The sequence below is a fragment of the Tunturiibacter gelidiferens genome (genome assembly GCF_013410115.1).
GTDB lineage: Bacteria > Acidobacteriota > Terriglobia > Terriglobales > Acidobacteriaceae > Edaphobacter > Edaphobacter gelidiferens.
The window spans coordinates 1,221,839-1,239,045 of record NZ_JACCCV010000002.1 but is presented as its reverse complement, the minus strand read 5'-3'; the positions used below and the strand labels follow the sequence as shown (position 1 = coordinate 1,239,045).

General features: G+C 55.1%; 15 protein-coding genes and 1 tRNA gene. 6 read left to right on the top strand and 10 right to left on the bottom strand.

Going from position 1 to position 17,207, the window contains the following annotated elements; genetic code table 11:
• Positions 1–60 precede the first annotated feature (60 nt).
• A complete protein-coding gene (locus HDF12_RS17190) occupies positions 61–537 on the bottom strand; it encodes a hypothetical protein (RefSeq protein ID WP_179585322.1) in 477 nt (158 codons plus the stop codon).
• Positions 538–656: 119 nt separating this feature from the next.
• Here HDF12_RS17190 and HDF12_RS17185 point away from each other — a divergent pair, with 119 nt between their 5' ends.
• On the top strand, positions 657–1,655 hold the full coding sequence (locus HDF12_RS17185) for an AIPR family protein (RefSeq protein ID WP_179585320.1): 999 nt from the start codon (positions 657–659) through the stop codon (positions 1,653–1,655).
• Between the two features lie 265 nt (positions 1,656–1,920).
• Here the strand turns inward: HDF12_RS17185 and HDF12_RS17180 are convergent, their stop codons facing one another.
• Together HDF12_RS17180 and HDF12_RS17175 are read right to left on the bottom strand one after the other, a co-directional pair.
• Positions 1,921–2,688 (bottom strand): LytR/AlgR family response regulator transcription factor, encoded by a 768-nt coding sequence (locus HDF12_RS17180; RefSeq protein WP_179585318.1) that lies wholly within the window; start codon positions 2,686–2,688, stop codon positions 1,921–1,923.
• The gene (locus HDF12_RS17175) at positions 2,676–3,752 is read right to left on the bottom strand and encodes a sensor histidine kinase (protein ID WP_218892491.1); all 1,077 of its coding nucleotides are present in this window, start codon (positions 3,750–3,752) and stop codon (positions 2,676–2,678) included. Before HDF12_RS17175 ends, HDF12_RS17180 begins: the two co-directional genes overlap by 13 nt.
• A gap of 374 nt (positions 3,753–4,126) precedes the next feature.
• Between HDF12_RS17175 and HDF12_RS17165 the strand changes: the two genes are divergently transcribed.
• The 4 genes from HDF12_RS17165 (at position 4,127) to HDF12_RS17150 (ending at position 8,834) form a co-directional block, all read left to right on the top strand.
• Positions 4,127–5,410 carry a hypothetical protein gene (locus HDF12_RS17165; protein ID WP_179585312.1) on the top strand — a complete coding sequence of 428 codons (1,284 nt, stop codon included), beginning with the start codon at positions 4,127–4,129 and terminating at the stop codon, positions 5,408–5,410.
• Between the two features lie 239 nt (positions 5,411–5,649).
• On the top strand, positions 5,650–6,912 hold the full coding sequence (locus tag HDF12_RS17160; RefSeq protein ID WP_179585310.1) for an epoxide hydrolase family protein: 1,263 nt from the start codon (positions 5,650–5,652) through the stop codon (positions 6,910–6,912).
• Between the two features lie 356 nt (positions 6,913–7,268).
• Positions 7,269–8,387: an AbiV family abortive infection protein gene (locus HDF12_RS17155; protein WP_179585308.1), complete on the top strand. Its 1,119-nt coding sequence runs from the start codon at positions 7,269–7,271 to the stop codon at positions 8,385–8,387.
• Positions 8,388–8,414: 27 nt separating this feature from the next.
• The gene (locus HDF12_RS17150; RefSeq protein ID WP_179585306.1) at positions 8,415–8,834 is read left to right on the top strand and encodes a hypothetical protein; all 420 of its coding nucleotides are present in this window, start codon (positions 8,415–8,417) and stop codon (positions 8,832–8,834) included.
• Between the two features lie 113 nt (positions 8,835–8,947).
• On the opposite strand, the gene HDF12_RS17145 is transcribed toward HDF12_RS17150, so the two are convergent.
• The 6 genes from HDF12_RS17145 to HDF12_RS17120 all read right to left on the bottom strand — a co-directional run bounded on the left by HDF12_RS17145 (position 8,948) and on the right by HDF12_RS17120 (position 12,825).
• A complete protein-coding gene (locus HDF12_RS17145; RefSeq protein WP_179585304.1) occupies positions 8,948–9,868 on the bottom strand; it encodes a DUF2490 domain-containing protein in 921 nt (306 codons plus the stop codon).
• A gap of 86 nt (positions 9,869–9,954) precedes the next feature.
• Positions 9,955–11,583 (bottom strand): ArnT family glycosyltransferase, encoded by a 1,629-nt coding sequence (locus tag HDF12_RS17140; RefSeq protein WP_179585302.1) that lies wholly within the window; start codon positions 11,581–11,583, stop codon positions 9,955–9,957.
• A 66-nt stretch (positions 11,584–11,649) separates the two neighbouring features.
• On the bottom strand, positions 11,650–11,967 hold the full coding sequence (locus tag HDF12_RS17135; RefSeq protein WP_179585300.1) for a DUF3467 domain-containing protein: 318 nt from the start codon (positions 11,965–11,967) through the stop codon (positions 11,650–11,652).
• Between the two features lie 36 nt (positions 11,968–12,003).
• A tRNA-Leu gene (locus tag HDF12_RS17130) sits at positions 12,004–12,087 on the bottom strand.
• A gap of 157 nt (positions 12,088–12,244) precedes the next feature.
• Positions 12,245–12,421: a hypothetical protein gene (locus HDF12_RS17125; RefSeq protein ID WP_179585298.1), complete on the bottom strand. Its 177-nt coding sequence runs from the start codon at positions 12,419–12,421 to the stop codon at positions 12,245–12,247.
• Complete coding sequence (locus HDF12_RS17120) at positions 12,418–12,825, bottom strand: DUF6677 family protein (protein WP_179585296.1); 408 nt, start codon at positions 12,823–12,825, stop codon at positions 12,418–12,420. Before HDF12_RS17120 ends, HDF12_RS17125 begins: the two co-directional genes overlap by 4 nt.
• A 229-nt stretch (positions 12,826–13,054) precedes the next feature.
• Between HDF12_RS17120 and HDF12_RS17115 the strand changes: the two genes are divergently transcribed.
• On the top strand, positions 13,055–15,871 hold the full coding sequence (locus HDF12_RS17115; RefSeq protein WP_179585294.1) for a M48 family metalloprotease: 2,817 nt from the start codon (positions 13,055–13,057) through the stop codon (positions 15,869–15,871).
• A gap of 76 nt (positions 15,872–15,947) precedes the next feature.
• Here HDF12_RS17115 and HDF12_RS17110 read toward each other — a convergent pair whose 3' ends face one another.
• The gene (locus tag HDF12_RS17110; protein WP_179585292.1) at positions 15,948–17,123 is read right to left on the bottom strand and encodes a M24 family metallopeptidase; all 1,176 of its coding nucleotides are present in this window, start codon (positions 17,121–17,123) and stop codon (positions 15,948–15,950) included.
• Positions 17,124–17,207: the final 84 nt, after the last annotated feature.

The window sequence follows — 17,207 nt, the reverse complement described above, 5'->3', positions numbered from 1 at the left end:
TGGTTTGTCTCCACAAGATTACGGTGACCCTAAAGCCAACAAGACGTACCTCAGGTTGCTTCACTGTAGCGTAGCGACGATTCGCTGAATCGTAGAGCCCCGAACCGATGCACCCCGAAGCACTTTCCTAATAGTGTTGCGATCGACATTTGCCATGCGGACCAAACTTTTAATGGGCACTCCCCTGATTCGTTCGATCAATCCTGCGTCAGCTTTCACAATCTGGCCCAAGTCATCAAATTCAGCCGGTTTGAACGCGAGTAGTGAGAAGTCATCGCCATGTTCCCACTTTCGATCCGTCTCTTTGCCAATGTAGCGCGCTCGCATGGCAGTGACATGCATCCGTTGTAAAACCCCTCGTGTATCTGCAGTGCACGGCGACCCATCGGGTGCAAATGATTTAGATTCGGGATGAAACGGATAGAGCCTCAATATGTAGCCGAAAGTTTGCGGGATCACCTTGTCAAATTGAGGTGTTTGTGTGAACGCAAGTGAATGATGACTTTTATCGTGAACATTGATGCAGTCGGCTTTCATCCAAGCGTCACGATTCTTGGTAAATGACGTTAGCAATGCAAATCGGTCTCGATTGATACCTGCCGGATACGCTTCCGGACTTTTACAAGTTCATCACACGTGACGTAGACGAGCAGCTCTTGGAATACATTTTCGACGCCAACGTCCGCGATCATGCGCCCGATGTAAAGGTGAACAAGGGCATACAGACAACATTGTCTAATCCTGGAGGTGATGATTTCTGGTGGCTGAACAACGGCGTCACGATCATTGCTTCAGACGCGACGTTGAAGGCAGGAGCATTGCAGATCGAGAGCCCAATGATCGTCAATGGGCTACAGACCTCGTACGAGTTGTTCCACCATTTCAAGAATGATGGAGGGGATAAAAAGGATCAGCGAACAATTATGGTAAAGGTAATCGTCAACAGCAAAGATGACACCTCCGATCGGATCATCAACGCCACAAACAGTCAGACGAAAATCGACGCCATAAATCTCCATGCAACTGAGAAGGTTCAACGCACAATCGAAACAGCGTTGAAGACTGCGGGCTACTTCTATGACCGCCGCAAGAACTTCTATCGCAACCAAGGTAAACCAGCGGCAAAGATTATCACGATTCCCTTCATGGCCCAGGCTGTCACTGCCATCGTTTTACAGCAGCCCGATCATGCGAGAGCTAGACCGGGAACCGTGGCAGAGAAGAACTATAAAGAGCTCTTCAGCGACAAATACCCAGTGAACCTTTACCCAAAATGTGTAGAGATAGTGAAGCGCGCGCAGAGGTTTTTGTCGGACCAAAGCGATGTTAGACGGGCTGACAATTTGAATCTGCTCTACTACCTCGCAATGTATTCAGCCTCAGCAGCAATTGGGAGTGTGAAACCCAATAGGCAGGCAATCGCTGACTTGGATGTAGCTACCGTCACTGAGACCGTTATGGTCAACGGATACGAGTGGACTTCACAGAAGTTCAAAGAACTCGGTGGCGATGACAAAGCCGCTAAAGGACCCCATCTCGCTGAAGCGCTTAGAAAGCATCTTCTCGCTACATTTGCAAAAAAGAAATCAGTTACGGGCAAGAAATCTCAGCTCCCTAACAAAGAGGTCACGAGCGACGGGTCACTAGTTCAGTAAACATCCCAAGGTCGTCGTCAATTGAACTTCGGTGAGCTGAGGGGGGTGAAATTTCCCTAGCCTATAGCTATCCCAGGGTTTTTGAAGTGGGGGATAGCTATAGAGCGGGGAAAATTCACCCCCTACAATAAGAACTGACTGTCAGGAATTTTCAATATGTTTATTTCGATAACCCCGTCTTGACCCTCTCGTGCATCAGGAAATCCATGACCGCATTTGGAGTGAACGATCGCAGCTGCCGTTGGTCAGTCGGCTCAGAGTTAGCCTATTTTTGGCAGACCCTACCTGATGACAACCAGCGCTCAAGTCGATCCGCGTAGGTGCGGCTCGAGCGATGCTCCGAGCCGTCCGAAAGCTTCACTGTGAACTCGCGGTTTTCGATGTATCGCAGCTCCAGTATGCCTCTGGTCTGCACAATCCGGGAGCGGTGTATGCGGATAAACTTTGCCGGGTCGAGCCTTTGTTCGAGAGACACCATCGTCTCGCGTAACAGGTACGAACGACCGTTGACGTGGAGTTCAACATAATCACCAGCAGCCCCAACCCACTCAACATCCTCCGCAATGACGATTTGAATGCGAGATCCAGCTTGCACCGTGAACCGGGATGCGAATCCGTCTGAGGTGCGGCCCAGCATTTTGATGACCCGCTGTGCCATGTCGGCCTTTAATGCGGAGTCGACCAGATCACGAGCTCGACTAACAGCTGCCGCGAAGCGCGTGTCGTCCACTGGCTTCAACAAGTAATGCAGCGCATGAACATCGAATGCCCGCAAAACATGTTGCTCATACGCTGTGAGAAAAATGAATGCGGGCAGACTTTCTGCAGGCAAGGCCCGCACCACCTCGAAACCGTCCATTCCGGGCATCTGGATGTCGAGGAACACAACATCGGGAGATCGTTCCAGAATTCTTTGCACTGCGGACTGCCCATCTGCGCATTCCCCAACAATCTCGACATCCCTGAATTTGCGTAATCTGAGAACGACGCCACGACGCGCCAAGGGCTCGTCGTCGACGATTAGAGCGCGCACGGTGGAGCCTCAAGCAGGCTCCGAGTCCTGCGTAACGGCAATTCCAGCACGACCTCGCAACCGCCTGCCTCAGGCCACCCAAGCGAGAACTCGAAATTCGCTCCATAAAGCGTCTTCAGGCGCTCCGCTGTGTTTCCGAGACCAATTCCATTTCCATTCTTCTTCTTGCCTTCACCAGGCCGTCCGGAGTTCCCGATGACAATTCGCAACCTGTCGTCATCGAGTCCACTCTTGATCGCAATCCATCCACCTTCGATCAACGGCGCCACTCCGTAGCGCACTGCGTTCTCAATGAGCGGCTGCAGCACCATGTTCGGCACCAGGGCATCCCGCGTTTCGAATGGAATAGCCATATCGACTTTTAGCCGCCCTCCGAGCCTCGTTTGTTCGATCGCCAGATAGCCTTCGGTAAAGGCCAGTTCCTGAGAAAGCGTCACCTCTGCTGTGACTTCGGAGTCCAGGCTTGTGCGCAGAAGGTCTCCGATCTGTGCCAGCATGCGCGTGGCCGCAGGGGCATTTCCATCCAGAACGAGAGTTGAGACGGCATTGAGCGAATTGAACAGGAAGTGTGGGTTCAACTGATAGCGAAGTGCGAGCAGCCTCGCCTCTCTGAGCGCAGACTCTGCGCGAAGTAGCCGCTCGTTCTCCATGCTCGATTGCTGCCATTGCTTAATGCTGAAGTAGAGACTGCACCACATGAAGAGCATGAAAAATGACCACGCCCAAACCGTAACCAGAGCGTGCCACGGCACATGATTGAAATTCTGCAAAATGAGGCCGGATGCGCAAGCTACGGGAATGGATGTGACCATGGCCGCCGCGGCTCCCTTCAATTCAAATGCGATCCAGGACCGCGATTGTCTCAGCAGCCAACGGCAAAAAGGGCGCAGGATAACACTTCCCAGGAACATGAAGAAGACAGGCACCGTCTCCTCCCGGAAGAACACACGCTTAGTCAAAAACGCATGAATGGATTCCAGAAGGTGGAAGAGATAAAAGCAGCACCATCCAATGATCTGGATTTGCCAGAAGGACCGCAAGTTCAGGACATTCTGTCGATTCATGCATAGCATTTTAGCTAAAAGTGTGGATCGGCATTCCTCGCCCTGACGCACGAAACCCTCGGCTCATCGCATTTCTCAATCGCCGAGCAGATTAGGCCTGGCTTATCAACTTCATTGAGCTAGGCTCTGAACACAATTTGAACGAGGCTGTTAGTTCGCCAGTCGTTTTCGGACTCTGAAGAGCTGGGCCTGTAGTCTCACGTAATCGTTCTGAACGTGGAACACCACATGCACTTCTCACTCAACAGGAATCCGTGAAGTTGTGAGCCAATTCTGCTGTCAATAGCACGCTAACTGTCAGAGCGCCGACTGGTACCTGACGTAATACACCAATCATCTCGGCAACACAACTTTACTGGCGGAAAAGAGGAGATATGAACATGCTTATACAGTTGCTGAAATTCCGGACGCTGTGGGTGACAACGATTGCATTGGCTTGCTTCAGCAATGCATTCGCTCAACAGAGCTACAGAATGACCGACTTGGGCAATAACAAGAATACGAACAACTTCGCGATGGTCATGGGCCTCAACAATCTAGGGTGGGCGGAGAACATGGATGGGATCGTAAACCCTCCTGAGACAAGTACGTCTACGACAATTGCAAGCGGCCGCGCCGTGATCAGCATCTACGGATTCAACATCGACCTGGGCACGCTTGGAAAACCCGACGCCAACAGTTGGACTGACTATGGCGGGATCAACGACCTCGGGGAAGCCGTTGGTTTCTCCGAAACAGCTGTGCCGGATCCGAACGGCGAAGACCTTTGCGGCTTTGGCACACATCTTGAGTGCGTTCCGTTTCTTTGGCGAGAAGGCCACATGAGTGCTCTTCCCACGCTCGGCGGAATTAATGGGTGGGCCAACGCCATCAATAACCGCGAACAAATCGTCGGATTTGCCGAAGACGGTGCCCTGGACTCCACATGCGGAGACACCGTGACGAACAATCGAATTATCTTGCCGGCGTTGTGGGAAAGAGGCAACGTCAAAGCTCTTCCTCTGGCAAGTAGAAGCGATAAAGACGGTTTTGCGAACGGGATTAATGAACGAGGCCACGCCGTAGGCTACTCAGGAAACTGCACCGAGGCTCACGCCGTAGTGTGGAAAGACAAGACTGTCTTCCCGCTTAAGGATTACGGAGTTTTCAGTTCCGCATACGCCATTAACAACAGCGGTCAGATCGTCGGGCAAATCGGCAGTGCTGCAGGCTACTTTGCCGCATTTTGGCCGCAGGGCGCAGATGGCGAAGTCAAAAGCCTCAAACTTCTGCCGGGAGATTCTGCCGCCTTTGCCACCGGCATCAACAACCGGGGTCAGGTGGTGGGAAGCACTTTTGACTCGAATGGCGACTGGTCCCACGGCTTCATCTGGCAGGACGATGTGATCACCGACCTTAATACGGTAATTCCCGACGATTCCAACCTCCTTATAATCGCAGCTAGCAATATCAATGAGCTCGGACAAATCTCAGGCATGGCAACGGTGCAAAACGGCCCCCATAAGGGCGAAATTCATGCCTTCCTTTTGACCCCGGCAGACATACGCATCGGCGCCTCGATGGCAGACTACGCACGTACACACCCGCATTTGGCTTTACGCGCGAATGCTTGCAATCACTCCTCTAAGAGATTCGGACCTGCCCGACTCCAGCGATAAAGGTCTGCGTTCCGTCGCGTATGTGTCTGAACTCTCCCAGGTTTACCCAGACGCGACGGAACGCAGGGGTGGGAACACGAGCCCGTGAGACGTGTCAAACGGCACGCCTCACGGCTTTTCAATGAGCGCACCGCAGATGTCGGCGAACGCTCGTCAACAGCTGTTGTCTAGGAACGCCGGATCAGATATAAGGATGGCCATTTGAGGGCAACCTCGGAATCATTGAGTGAAGCAAGAGCATGATGAAAACTGGATTCGAGAAAGCGAAAAGGACAGGCTGGCAGGTTGAGAGGTTACTTCTGGTCGCGTTGCTTTTACACTCCGCAATTGCACTCGGACAGATTCAAGCGACTAAGAAGCTTGAACCTGTTCCAATCCGGCCATTCAAAATGCATGTTCCCGACAGTGTTCTAAATGATCTTAAACGCCGTTTAGCAGATGCCAAATGGCCCGATCAACTTCCGGGGACGACCTGGGAGTACGGCGCCGACATCAAGAAGGTTCGGGAACTTGCGGACTATTGGCAGAACGGTTACGACTGGCGTGCGCAAGAAGCGAAGATCAACCAGCTTGACCAGTTCACAACGAAAATTGATGGGCAGCAGATTTACTTTATTCATCAGCGATCTCCTCGCCCCGGCGCCATACCGTTGATGCTGATTCACGGATGGCCCGGCTCGATTTTGGAGTTTGAGAAGCTCGTTGGGCCGCTCACCCGGCCCAAAGACAAAAACAGCCCGGCATTTGATGTAATCATTCCTTCGCTTCCTGGTTTTGGATATTCCGGACCTACCACAGCCCGTGGCTGGGGCCCGCAGCGTATGGCAACGGCTCTAGTTGTTCTGATGGACCGTTTGGGTTACTCCAAGTACGGCGTACAAGGTGGTGACTGGGGTTCGGCAATAGCCCAGGACATGGCTTACCAGGCGCCAACACACGTGATCGGGTTGCATCTGAACCTCATCTACGTGCCGCCGCCGAACCAGGAAGCCGTTGCGAAAATGAGCGATGCGGAGCGGAAACGGTATTCCTACTTTGACCGGGAAGAGAGCAGCTTCTTTTTCCTCCAAGCCAGTGAACCGCAGACTCTTGCCTACGCCCTTACTGACTCCGCAGTGGGGTGGCTGGCCTGGATGATTGGCAAATTTCAACTGCTTACGGACAACAACGGCGATTTCCTTACGGCTGTGGATCGCGACACATTTTTAACCGATGTTACGCTCTATTGGGTAACCGGCACGATCGGCTCCGCTATGCGAATCTATCGTGAGAATCGGCTCACTATTGAGGAAATCGTGCCAACACCACACCTGGAGACTCCTGTGGGGTATGCGGATTTTCCTAAGGAAGTGGCTGTCCCGCCGTTTAGCTGGATTACCCAGACTTACAACATAGTACAAAAAACTTGCATGCCGAAGGGCGGACACTTCGCGGCTCTGGAACAGCCCGATCTCTTGGTTGCCGACATACGGAAGTTTTTTGCAAAGCTTGATCAGAAGTAATTAGATATATATGAGCTGTAGAGAGTGCCCTTGTTAGTCGACAGATTCGACCCCACGTTGGAGCAGTCCGCCCCCCAACATTTGAGACCAATCACTATGGCAATTGCGTGAGCGCGGCTGCAATTCGCTGAAGCGTCGCGCGTCGAACAGGTATGGACTACCGAATTGCCCGAAGACATAAGCACGGGCGGAGTGCGCCATCATTGTGTGAGATCGCTCTGCAGATTAGAAAGACGGCGTGTCCTCCTTTGGCTTCATGTTCAAAACTCTTTCCAGATCGAGACAGCGAATTGGGAGCAAAATGATCGGCAAGTGGAAGAAAAGCTCATCCGCCCAGCCGCTCTACAATGCTCTGCATGGCAACCATTGAAGAAATTGAACCAATATTAAATGCCTGTCTGCTGAATGCCGAGAGGCTGCTGAGTTCCGCAAAGGTCGTGATGGCCCCGGGGCAGTACCATGTCGCCTACCACCTCGCCGCGCTCGCCATGGAAGAGATTGGCAAAGCCGGATTGATCTTCATCGAGTCGGTGGACCCGAAAGACGAGCCAGAACAGGAAGATTCGCGTCTCAGCAAATGGATGGAGGACCACGAACGAAAGCTGTTCTGGGCTATCTGGCTACCGGCTTTCGGAATCGAGGCCAATTGGCGGACGATCCCGAAACATATGGAGTTAGCCAAGGGTATTCACGAGACCAGATTGCAGACGCTCTACTTCGATCCCGCATATCCGAACGCCCAGGATGAAATCACCGAAGAACGTGCTGGCCGCCTCGTTAGGCTGACAGAATCGCGTCTGGAGATGGAAAAAGCGAAGCGATACCGGGACCTGGATGAGCAGGAACGGTCTGACATGCAGTGGTTCTTCTTAGCAACGCGGAACCCGGAGATGAAGCCGTTCATTTTCTCGAAGCAGAGCATTGAAAAGCAGATCGAGCTGCAGGATAACCGCACGGGTTGGATACGCTGGCTGCGTGAGCTGTTCGAGGAGCAGGCTCGCAAGGCAATGGAGCAGGCACAGATCGAAATGCAACGTCAGCGACCCGAAGGAGAGGAGAAATACACCGACAAGTGGAAGCTACGTATCCGGCTTAAGTCGTGGTCGCACTCAATCCGGCCCAACCAGCTCACAGGCTGGAATAAAGACATCGACAAGATCAAGCTGATTCACACTTCGGACAGAAACGAGCTGATAGTCGAATTCACAATTGGCAAAAACATCCTGATGGGGAATTTGTGGGGCATGGGCATGCAGAGTGTCATGATCTTCGTGTCTGCTCTGAACATCTCTACGAGCGGTTTCTTTTGGTGGTATCTACCCACCTTCACTTCTCGCTTCTATGAGACGATCACCGATCTTGAGACCGACCACCAGGTCATCATCGAACGCGTTCCGGAGCTTCGGATTTCATGGGGCCACATGGCTCTCAAGGAAGATGACTTGCTACGCCAGATGCCGATGGTTTTCGGTTAGGTCGCAAAGGCATCGGAGCAGGAACAGGTGTTTTACCACCGCTATTTCAGCATGCTGGGCATGATGGCGAAGAACGACATCTTCTTTCAGTTCGAACACAATCTAGTCGTTGGTTTTATGGAGTGCTTCGATATGGCTCTTAAGACCTATGAAGATTGGGACGGCAAACCGGAAACCTACGAGGCATCGGTCAACGCCGTATTCACGCGTTTCGCTACTTCCGAAGAGTTCATGAGGATGCTGAAGGAATGTGCGAACGCCGTAATTCAGGTGAAAACACAAACGTTCACAAGGCCAATCACCTTGGAAGATGTAGCAAGATCAAAAATCATCTTCGACATCTATATCCGCCTCAAGGCGGCGGTATACATGCAGGAGCAGATCGCCAGCGGAGCATTGAAATCGGAGCCTACCGCGCCAGCCGATGAATCTCCAGCAGCGGAATAGAGAATTCTTCGACCGTCTCACGCGTTACCACGTGACATAACTCCGAGTGTTGTTCCAACCCAGTTCACCCCCTGCAATAGGAACTGACTGTGCAGGAACCCTTCCGCGGTATCTCACTCCTCAGGAGGTGCACTGTGGGAGAAGTTCCAGAAGGCATTTACGGAGAAGATGTTGTCAACCCGGTCGGGACCGTTGTTGTTGAAGGTATATTGATTCATGTAGCCCAACTCTGTGCGGATCGATCTGCTGAGGTTGATGCCCGGGCCGATGAAGGCCCGATTCCTGTCCGCTCCTGACCTGGCTCCAAAGTTGGTGCTGTTCATGTTGACGAATATTTCGTCGTACACCGCAATCAGCCAGATCTTTTTCACACCCAGCGGTTGTATCAGCTTGCCCATTTCGCGGAGACGCACGCCAGTGCCGCTGCCGGCGCTATGGAATCGTTGCTCTAGACGCGTTCGCGACGAAAGGTCCGTACTGCCGACAAGATGCTGCCAACTGATCTGTTCCCAGATGCGGTTTTCAGTCGACGGTTTTAGCGCATATGGCTGGTCCGTGCGGACGTAGGCATAGCCAACCCAAAGCGACCAGGCTTGATTCAGCGAATAGCCGAAACCCGGTCGCACCAGTCCCTGTGAAAAACGGCTCGAGTCGTCTCCAAGCCGCAACTGTCCATCCATCCATAGCCGCCATGAACCTTTCGGATTGTTCATCGACTGCGGAAGCTTCCCCGTCATTGAGCCCCCGAACCACGTCCCTGAGTCAACGTATTGTGCTTCAAGTGTTGGAGCAAAAACGAGCATGACTGCAATGAACAAGAAACCGATTACGAGGAGATGGTGCAGGCGTTGCCTTTTGGCTATGTGCTCCGCCTTTAGTTGAGTTTTCTGTCCCGGGATAGCATGCAAACCGGCGTGCGTTCCACCAGGATCAGCCTCCCGCAGGTTTGGCGCAACATCGCGATCTTCCTTCCTACGTTGATTCCAGACCGCTACGCCTTCTTTCAGTTTGGTGAGATGTTCGGGATTTGCCATTTGATCGCAGTAGTCGATGCGCCGAGTTCATCATAAGGCTACGATCAAAGCGTTGTTCAGTTTGCTGCCGAGAAACGTGCTCCTCCTTATTCGGGTGAAATCGGCAGTGGGGGGTGAATTTTCCCTACTGTATAGCTATCCCCTGGTTTTTGAAGTGGGAGGAGCGCTGCTTCGACGATGCGGGGGAAGTGCAGGACGGCCGCCCACTCCCCTTTGCGGTGCCCCTGCCAGACGACTTCGCCGTGAAGGAGTATCGCGACTTCGGCCGGAGAAAGGTCGCGATGGAAGTCGAAGTACTTTGTGTCCGCGGACTCGTTCTGGCGACCGAGGTTGACGCGGTTTGCCGGGGGAGCCCATTTTGTGGAGAAGAGGAGCGCAACATCGTAACTTCCAGGATCGGCGGCTGCCCTCTGAATCTGATCGAGGGAGAAGTTCTGGATGGGAGTCGTCTTGATGGGGTGATTAGTGTAGCCGAGTTCGGGGCGGTTGAGCTCAGAGACTGCGGGCCATGCCGTGAGCACCGTGGCCTGAGGGTACTTCAGGTCGATGAAGCGGATCGCCTGCTGATGCAGCACGATGAAGTCGCGATAGGTCAGGTTGTCCTCAGGCGCGAAAGCGTAGGGCGGGTTGATCCAGATGCCGGCGAGGAATGCAGCAGCGCTCAGGGCAGCAAGGAGAGGCCATCGCTCGGGGATGCGGCGGCACCAGGTGTTGACGCAGACGAGCAGGATGAGCGGATACATCGGCAGCAGATAGCGAGTGAGGAGCGCGCCCCCGAGGACGGAGAATGCGATCCAGTTCGCGAGCAGGATTACGCCGATGGCTTTCAGTGCGGGGCGAGAGATGGGGGACCGCGAGTTAGTGGCAGCGACGGGGATCAACATCGCGGCGATCGTGCATACGACGGGGACGAACATATTCATGTGTGCGAAGAGATGAAGGAAGCGGTGCCATAGACAGAGGACGATGCGATAGGCGTCGAGGTTTGCGGTGGCGTTGTAGCGAAGGAACTCCGGATTGCCGAAGACAAAGCCGGTGTGGCGATAGTGATATCCATACCAGGCGGCAAGCGGCAGTATCGGGGCTAGCAGTGCGACGATCCAGCAGAAATGGAGTCTGCGCAACGAGGTCTCGCGACGATTTTTTTGAAGAAGGACAATTTCCCAGAGGGCGAGCGCTGCTGGTGTGACAATAGATGTTTCTTTAGACAGAGCGGCGAGAGAAAACATTGCCGCGGCATAGATCGTATTCAAGCCGAGTCTCGACGGTGTCTCAGCAGCGCCTTCGCGGTTGAAGTAGAAGGCGAGGCCCCAGAGGCTGAAGGCGGCAGCGAAGATGTCGGCGTGAGCGAGTGTGCTCTGTGCGAACCAGACGGGATAGATCGCGGTGAGTACGACTGTGACCGCCGCAACTCCCGCGGTCGTCAGCGTCTTTGCAAGTTTGAAAACACCAAGCAGAGTAACTGCGGCGACCATGCAGACCAGTGTGCGAGTCCCGCTGACGACGTATCCGGAGAGGTGCCACCAGGCGGCCAGGAGGATCGAAGGCAGCGGAGGATGCGCGTTGGTGACGGTGCTCTGCGGGATGAGGGTGCCGGTGCGAAAGAAGTCCCACGCAGCGGGAATGTAATAGCCTCCTTCGTCCCAGAAGTAGGGGAGGCGAAGGAGGCGAAAGTGGGAGAGGTAGACGGCGACGAAGAAGAGCGGATAGAGCATCCAGAGAGGGATGTTCTCGAAAGCTCGTTGCCCGTCTTCTTCAGTGCTGCGTTGGGGTCGCACGCTTTAGTTGATGGGGCCTTCGGTCTGGGGAAGCTGCTCGAGGGTGATGGAGCCGAAGGTCTGCTCGTACTGAGCCAAATTGTGGCCGAGCACGTTCCAGAGAGCCTTTGCCTGCTGCGGGCTGAGATAGATGCCTTGAAAGTTCTTCACGTTCAACTCCTCCGGGTTGTCCTGGCTCATGGTGCCGAAGACGAGGAAGAAGTCCCAGACGCTCATGCGGACCTGAACGCTGTTGGCGTAGCCGTCACGATAGTCCGCGGTGCTGGTGAGCTTGAGCTGGGGCTGCTTGTCCTGGGGCTGATTGGGGTTCTGCTGGCTCATCGAATCTCTTTCGGGGGTTGGGTTGCTTTCAGATATTGGTGCGGGAGAAGGGACTCGAACCCCCACGGATTTCTCCGCTTGGACCTAAACCAAGTGCGTCTGCCATTTCGCCACTCCCGCATTCTTCATTGGGCGACACCGTGATGGTGCGCGAAGAACTTGAGTGCCACATCCAGCCTATGGCAAAGGGGTGTTGAATGCAACGTTCAGCGCAGGAAGAGATGCGATCAGTCCCCGGAGGTCAGTGCCCGCAGGCCAGTGCTTGATCAGTCTCCGCTCAGTGCTTGATAAGCCACATAATCCAGCTGGCTGCGATCGTGCCGCCCACAAAGAGAACGAAGCAGAAGGCGCCGAAGCGGATCATCGTGCGGGGTTCGGAGCGCTGCGTAATACCGAAGACGATCGAAGTGAAGAGGGAGAAGAGCAGGACTGCTCCGAAGTGAGAGATGGTCACGAGCGCTTCCTCCCGGTCGCCAGCGAGTGCGCGTCGACGGCGGAAATAATGTTGAGGAGGCCGGCCACCACCATGAACTTGGTGCCGTAATCGGCGGTAGCGACCTGAACGGTGACCTGGCCGAGATCGAAGATGCGCGCGAGGACGTAGAGCAATCCGTTACCGAGATCGCCGGCGAAGTTGAGGATGTCCAGCAGGTCGCCGGTGTTGGGCGAGTAGATCTTGCCCTTGAGGGCGAGGCCGATGGTGAACATCGCGACGATCGAGACCATCAGGAGGCCGCCACGGATCCATTTGCGCTGCAGCAGATGACCTGCACCGGGAATGAGCCATCCAGCGATCAGGACCAATGTCGGAAATGAAGTAGATTGCGCGCGCGCTTGTGCCGAAACGTTAGTAGCCATTGCTGCTTCGATGATAACAGGATGCTTGGCTGCTAAGAATTTGAACTTACAGGCAAGCCAGCCTCAAGGTTTTGAAGCTGGAATTGTCATGGAAGCGTAGCTGGTCATACCTCGTAAAGGGGATTGCAAACGCCAGGCACGCGTCGGATGATCTCCCACGAGGAGACAAACAGGGTACGGAGGATCCGATCACTCGAATATCATTGTCTCAGTTCACTCCAGGCCATCTATGCGCTCTTGTTCGACTCTGCTGTTCTCTCTGCTTCTTGTGGTCTCTCATGCCCTCCCCCAAACGGTGCGTCAATCGACCTGCGGACCGCCGCCGGCCATTCTCCAGTCCACCCAACCCAACATCTTCTCCGAGCAGCAAGAGGAATGGCTCGGCGAAGCTATGGCGGACTACATCGATCGCGAATTCCGCCCCGTAAAGAACTCCGAAGAAAACGCCTACGTCGCTGCCATCGGCGACCGCCTTTTGGCGGCACTTCCGCCAACTAAGATCAAGTTCCACTTCGCGCTCGTCGAATCTATCGACGTCAATGGCTTTTCGCTCGCCGGCGGACGCGTTTACCTCACCCGCAAACTCGTCGCCAGCGCTCACAACGAAGACGAGGTCGCAGGCGTCATCGCTCACGAGATGGGCCACATTCTCTCCCACCAGTTCGCTATCGAGACTACCGCAGACCTTCACCGTCTCCTCGGTGTCACCTCAGTAACTGACCGGGCCGACATCTACGCCAAGTTTCAACGCCTCACCGACGCCCGCCTGCACGACAGGAATGGCACCAACGGAGACTCTGACGAGAACCAAGATGGGGCAGACCGCGTCGCCGTATATGCTGCTGCCGCCGCTGGCTACCGACCACAGGCCTATGCCGAGTTTTGGGACCGTTCTTTCTTCGTTGGCGGCAAGACCGGCAGCCGCCTTGGCGATTTCTTCCAGACGACAACTCCCACGCAGAAGCGCCTGCGACGTATCCGCGGCATCATTGCCGAACTCCCCGTTGGCTGCGGAGCCATTGCCGCAAACACTCCCCCTGCCTTCGAGCATTGGCATACCCTCGTCCTGGAAAACCAGGCAGCTGCTGCACCTTCCCCATCTGGACCCGGGGCCAGTACAGCCACGGTCCAACTCACTCCGCCCCTCCACCTCGAAATCGAGCGGCTCCGCTTCAGCCGCGATGGGCTGTACATCCTCGCGCAGGACGAAAGCTCCATATTCGTCCTCTCTCGTAGTCCGTTTCGTCATCTCTTTCGTTTCGATGCTGAGCATGCCTTTCCTGCGGACTTCACGCCGGACTCGAAACAGATTGCCTTTTACAATCGCGATCTCCATGTGGAACTCTGGAGCGTCGCCCAGCAGAAACTCGTTTCAGCTCACGAGGTCGTTGCTCAGGAAGAGTGCCTCCAGACGCTCCTATCGCCCGACGGACGAACCCTGATCTGCATCGCCTATCCACCAGCCAGCAGCGATCTCAAGCTCCTACTTATCGACGTCGAAACTGGAAAAGTCGTCTTCGAGAACAGCAACTGGTTTCAGCCGAGCGTTCAATTGGAATACTCGGTTTACGCTAACTTGTTTACCCGCTCCGGTGTCCTGCCCTCAGCGTTTTCAGCGGACGGCAACACTCTCCTCCTCGGTCCTGCGCCGGAGCGCGTTGCCTTTGACCTGCGCACCCGGACTCCCCTCAAGATCTCCGGGGCTCTTACTGGCAACGAATTCCCAATCAGCTACTGCTTCCTGGGCAACGACAAGGTCCTCGCAATTCACGGTTCTAACCCTATGCAATCGGGTGTCTTCACCTTCCCCGAAGGTAAGCGTCTCCAGTCGATCAAACTCGACCTCCCTTTTTTAGACGCTACTACTGGCGCCGAACACATCATCACTTCGGGTCCCCATGGGCCCGGGGTGGGCGTCGTCGATGTGAACGCCGCAAAATACGTCTTATCCTCCAAATCCTCGGCAGTCGACGTCATCGGCGGTTCCTTTGTCAGCGAAAACGTCGATGGCTCCATATATCTTGGAAAACTTGGCGATCGGGCCCTGGTCGATGGGATTCGAGCCGACATGCCTCTAAGCCCTCTCCCAGCCGCAGGCTCTGTCACGCTCTCACCCGACGGGCGCTATCTCGCCCTCTCAGCCCGAACTCGCGGCGCCGTGTGGGACCTCGCCACCGGCAGACAGATCTTCCTTGTCCGAGGTTTTCGCTCGTCATGGTGGACCCCGGAAGGCAAACTCTTCGCCGAATTCAGTCGAATCGACAAGGATCACCCGACCGTCGTGGCTGAACTCACGCTTGAACCGCATAGCGCAAAAAACATGGGCTACAAGTTACCAGAACAGGCGCATCTCGCAAACGACTCTCTCCTCGAGTGGACGTCCCAGAATAAGAAAGCGTGGACGCTCACGGCTTACTCGCCAGCCGACCTAGCCTTGAAGTGGACCCGAAATTTCCCAGACGGTCGTCCTGGCTACACGACCAACGATGGCGATACTGACCTCATCTTCAGCGACCTACTCCAATCCCCGGCCGCGAAGGCCAAACTTCGCGGAAACCCCGCGATCAAAGGGATGGCGGATGCAGTTAAGCAAAAGGCCGCTGGACGTCTCATTGAGATCGTGAACGCAGAGGACGGCACCATGCGCGCACAAGTCATTGTCGAGGTGCCGCTCACCTACCAAGGCGTCGTCGGCTTCAACAAAATAGGTGATTTGCTTTACCTCTCCACCGGCGACAACCGAACTATCGTCTACTCCATTAAAACGGGCACCCAGCTCCGCCAACTATTTGGGACCGTCGTCGCTGCAGACCAGTCCTCCCAGATCGTCTGCACCACCAACCGCCGAGACGAGGTCATCGTCTCAGACAGAAGCGGCGGTGAGCTCTTTCATCTCGCCGTTGGCAGCCCCATCCGTTTCGTAGAACTCCGCGACCATGGCACGCAACTCCTCATCCTTACCGCCGACCAAATAATCCGCCGTTACAACATCCCGGTTCGGTTCTCACAAAACGAACTGCAAAGCACTGCTTCGAGTGCTCCATGATCGACGGTCATTGTTAAGACGCGGATATATCTTTGATGATTGATGAACCCCGCCTCCGATGATTGTTCCAAAGCGTTCAGGCGCGAACCAGCTCATTCTGGATGCGACCGGTGACCTCGGCTTTGCCTTTGCGGGCGATCATGTCGACTTCGCTGCGGATGCCGAACTCGCCGGGGAAGTAGAGGCCGGGTTCGACAGAGAAGCAGGTGTTGGGAAGGAGGAGGCGCTCGTCGTGGGTCTCGAGGTTGTCGAGGTGCGCGCCGTTGCCGTGGAGGACGGTGCCGATGTTGTGGCCGGTGCGATGCGTAAACCAGTCCCCGAAGCCAGCATTGCGGATGACGTTGCGCGAAGCATCATCGGCCTGCCAGCCGGCGATGGGCTGGTTGGCGGCGAAGGCGTCCTGCACGACTTTGATGGAGGCGTCGCGTGCATCGCGGACGGTGTTGAAGATGAGGTGTTCTCGTTCTGTGGGTTCGCGGCCGACGACGCCGGTCCAGGTGATGTCGTACCAGACGGCGGAGGGGTCGTCTTTGAGCTTGGCCCAGATATCGATAAGGACGAAGTCGCCTTTGCCGACGGGACGGGAGCTGGCGGCTGTGGGCTCGTAGTGGGAGTCTGCGGAGTTGGCGCCAGCGCTGACGTTTGGACCGTGTTCCCAGTCGAGTCCAGCTCGGGCCATTGCTTCTTGCAGGTACTGGACCATGGCGTGCTCATCGGTGCCGCCGGAGCGAGCGCGTGTGCCAATCTCGCTCCATGCCGCAGCAAGGATCTCGTCGATGTGCTTTTGCGCAACGTAGTGGGTGGCAAGCTGGGCGTCGGTGAGGACAGCCTCGAAGTGGCTGACGAGGTCGGCTGAGCTGACGATCTCTTTGCCCAGGCTGCGAAGGAACTCGATGGTGCCGGCATCGACCATGGAGACGTACATGATGGCATTTCGCGGTGAGTACTGCATGGCGATCTTCTCCGAACCCACCAGTATTCCTTCGAGCCTTTGCTCAAGCTCCTGCCAGGAGGAGTATTCGGTCTTTTCGCCTGGCAGTGAGTCGAGCTTGCCTGATTCGATTCGATGGACAAGTTTCTGCGGCACTCCCCCATGTGAGGGAATGTAGTAATACCAGCGGCGAGTGACAAAGGCGTTCGGATCAAGGCCGAGGATGCTGTAGGCGAGCGGGTCGCGGTGGTGATGATCGTAGAAGAGCCATCCATCAAGGTTGGCGTCGCGCAGAGCCGACTGAATTGCCGTGAGGTTCATGATCTCAATCCTAATCTGTCGATCCACCGGGCAGGGGAGGGTGCGCCAGACAAATCACCAGGAGCGGGATGCCACCGGAAATAA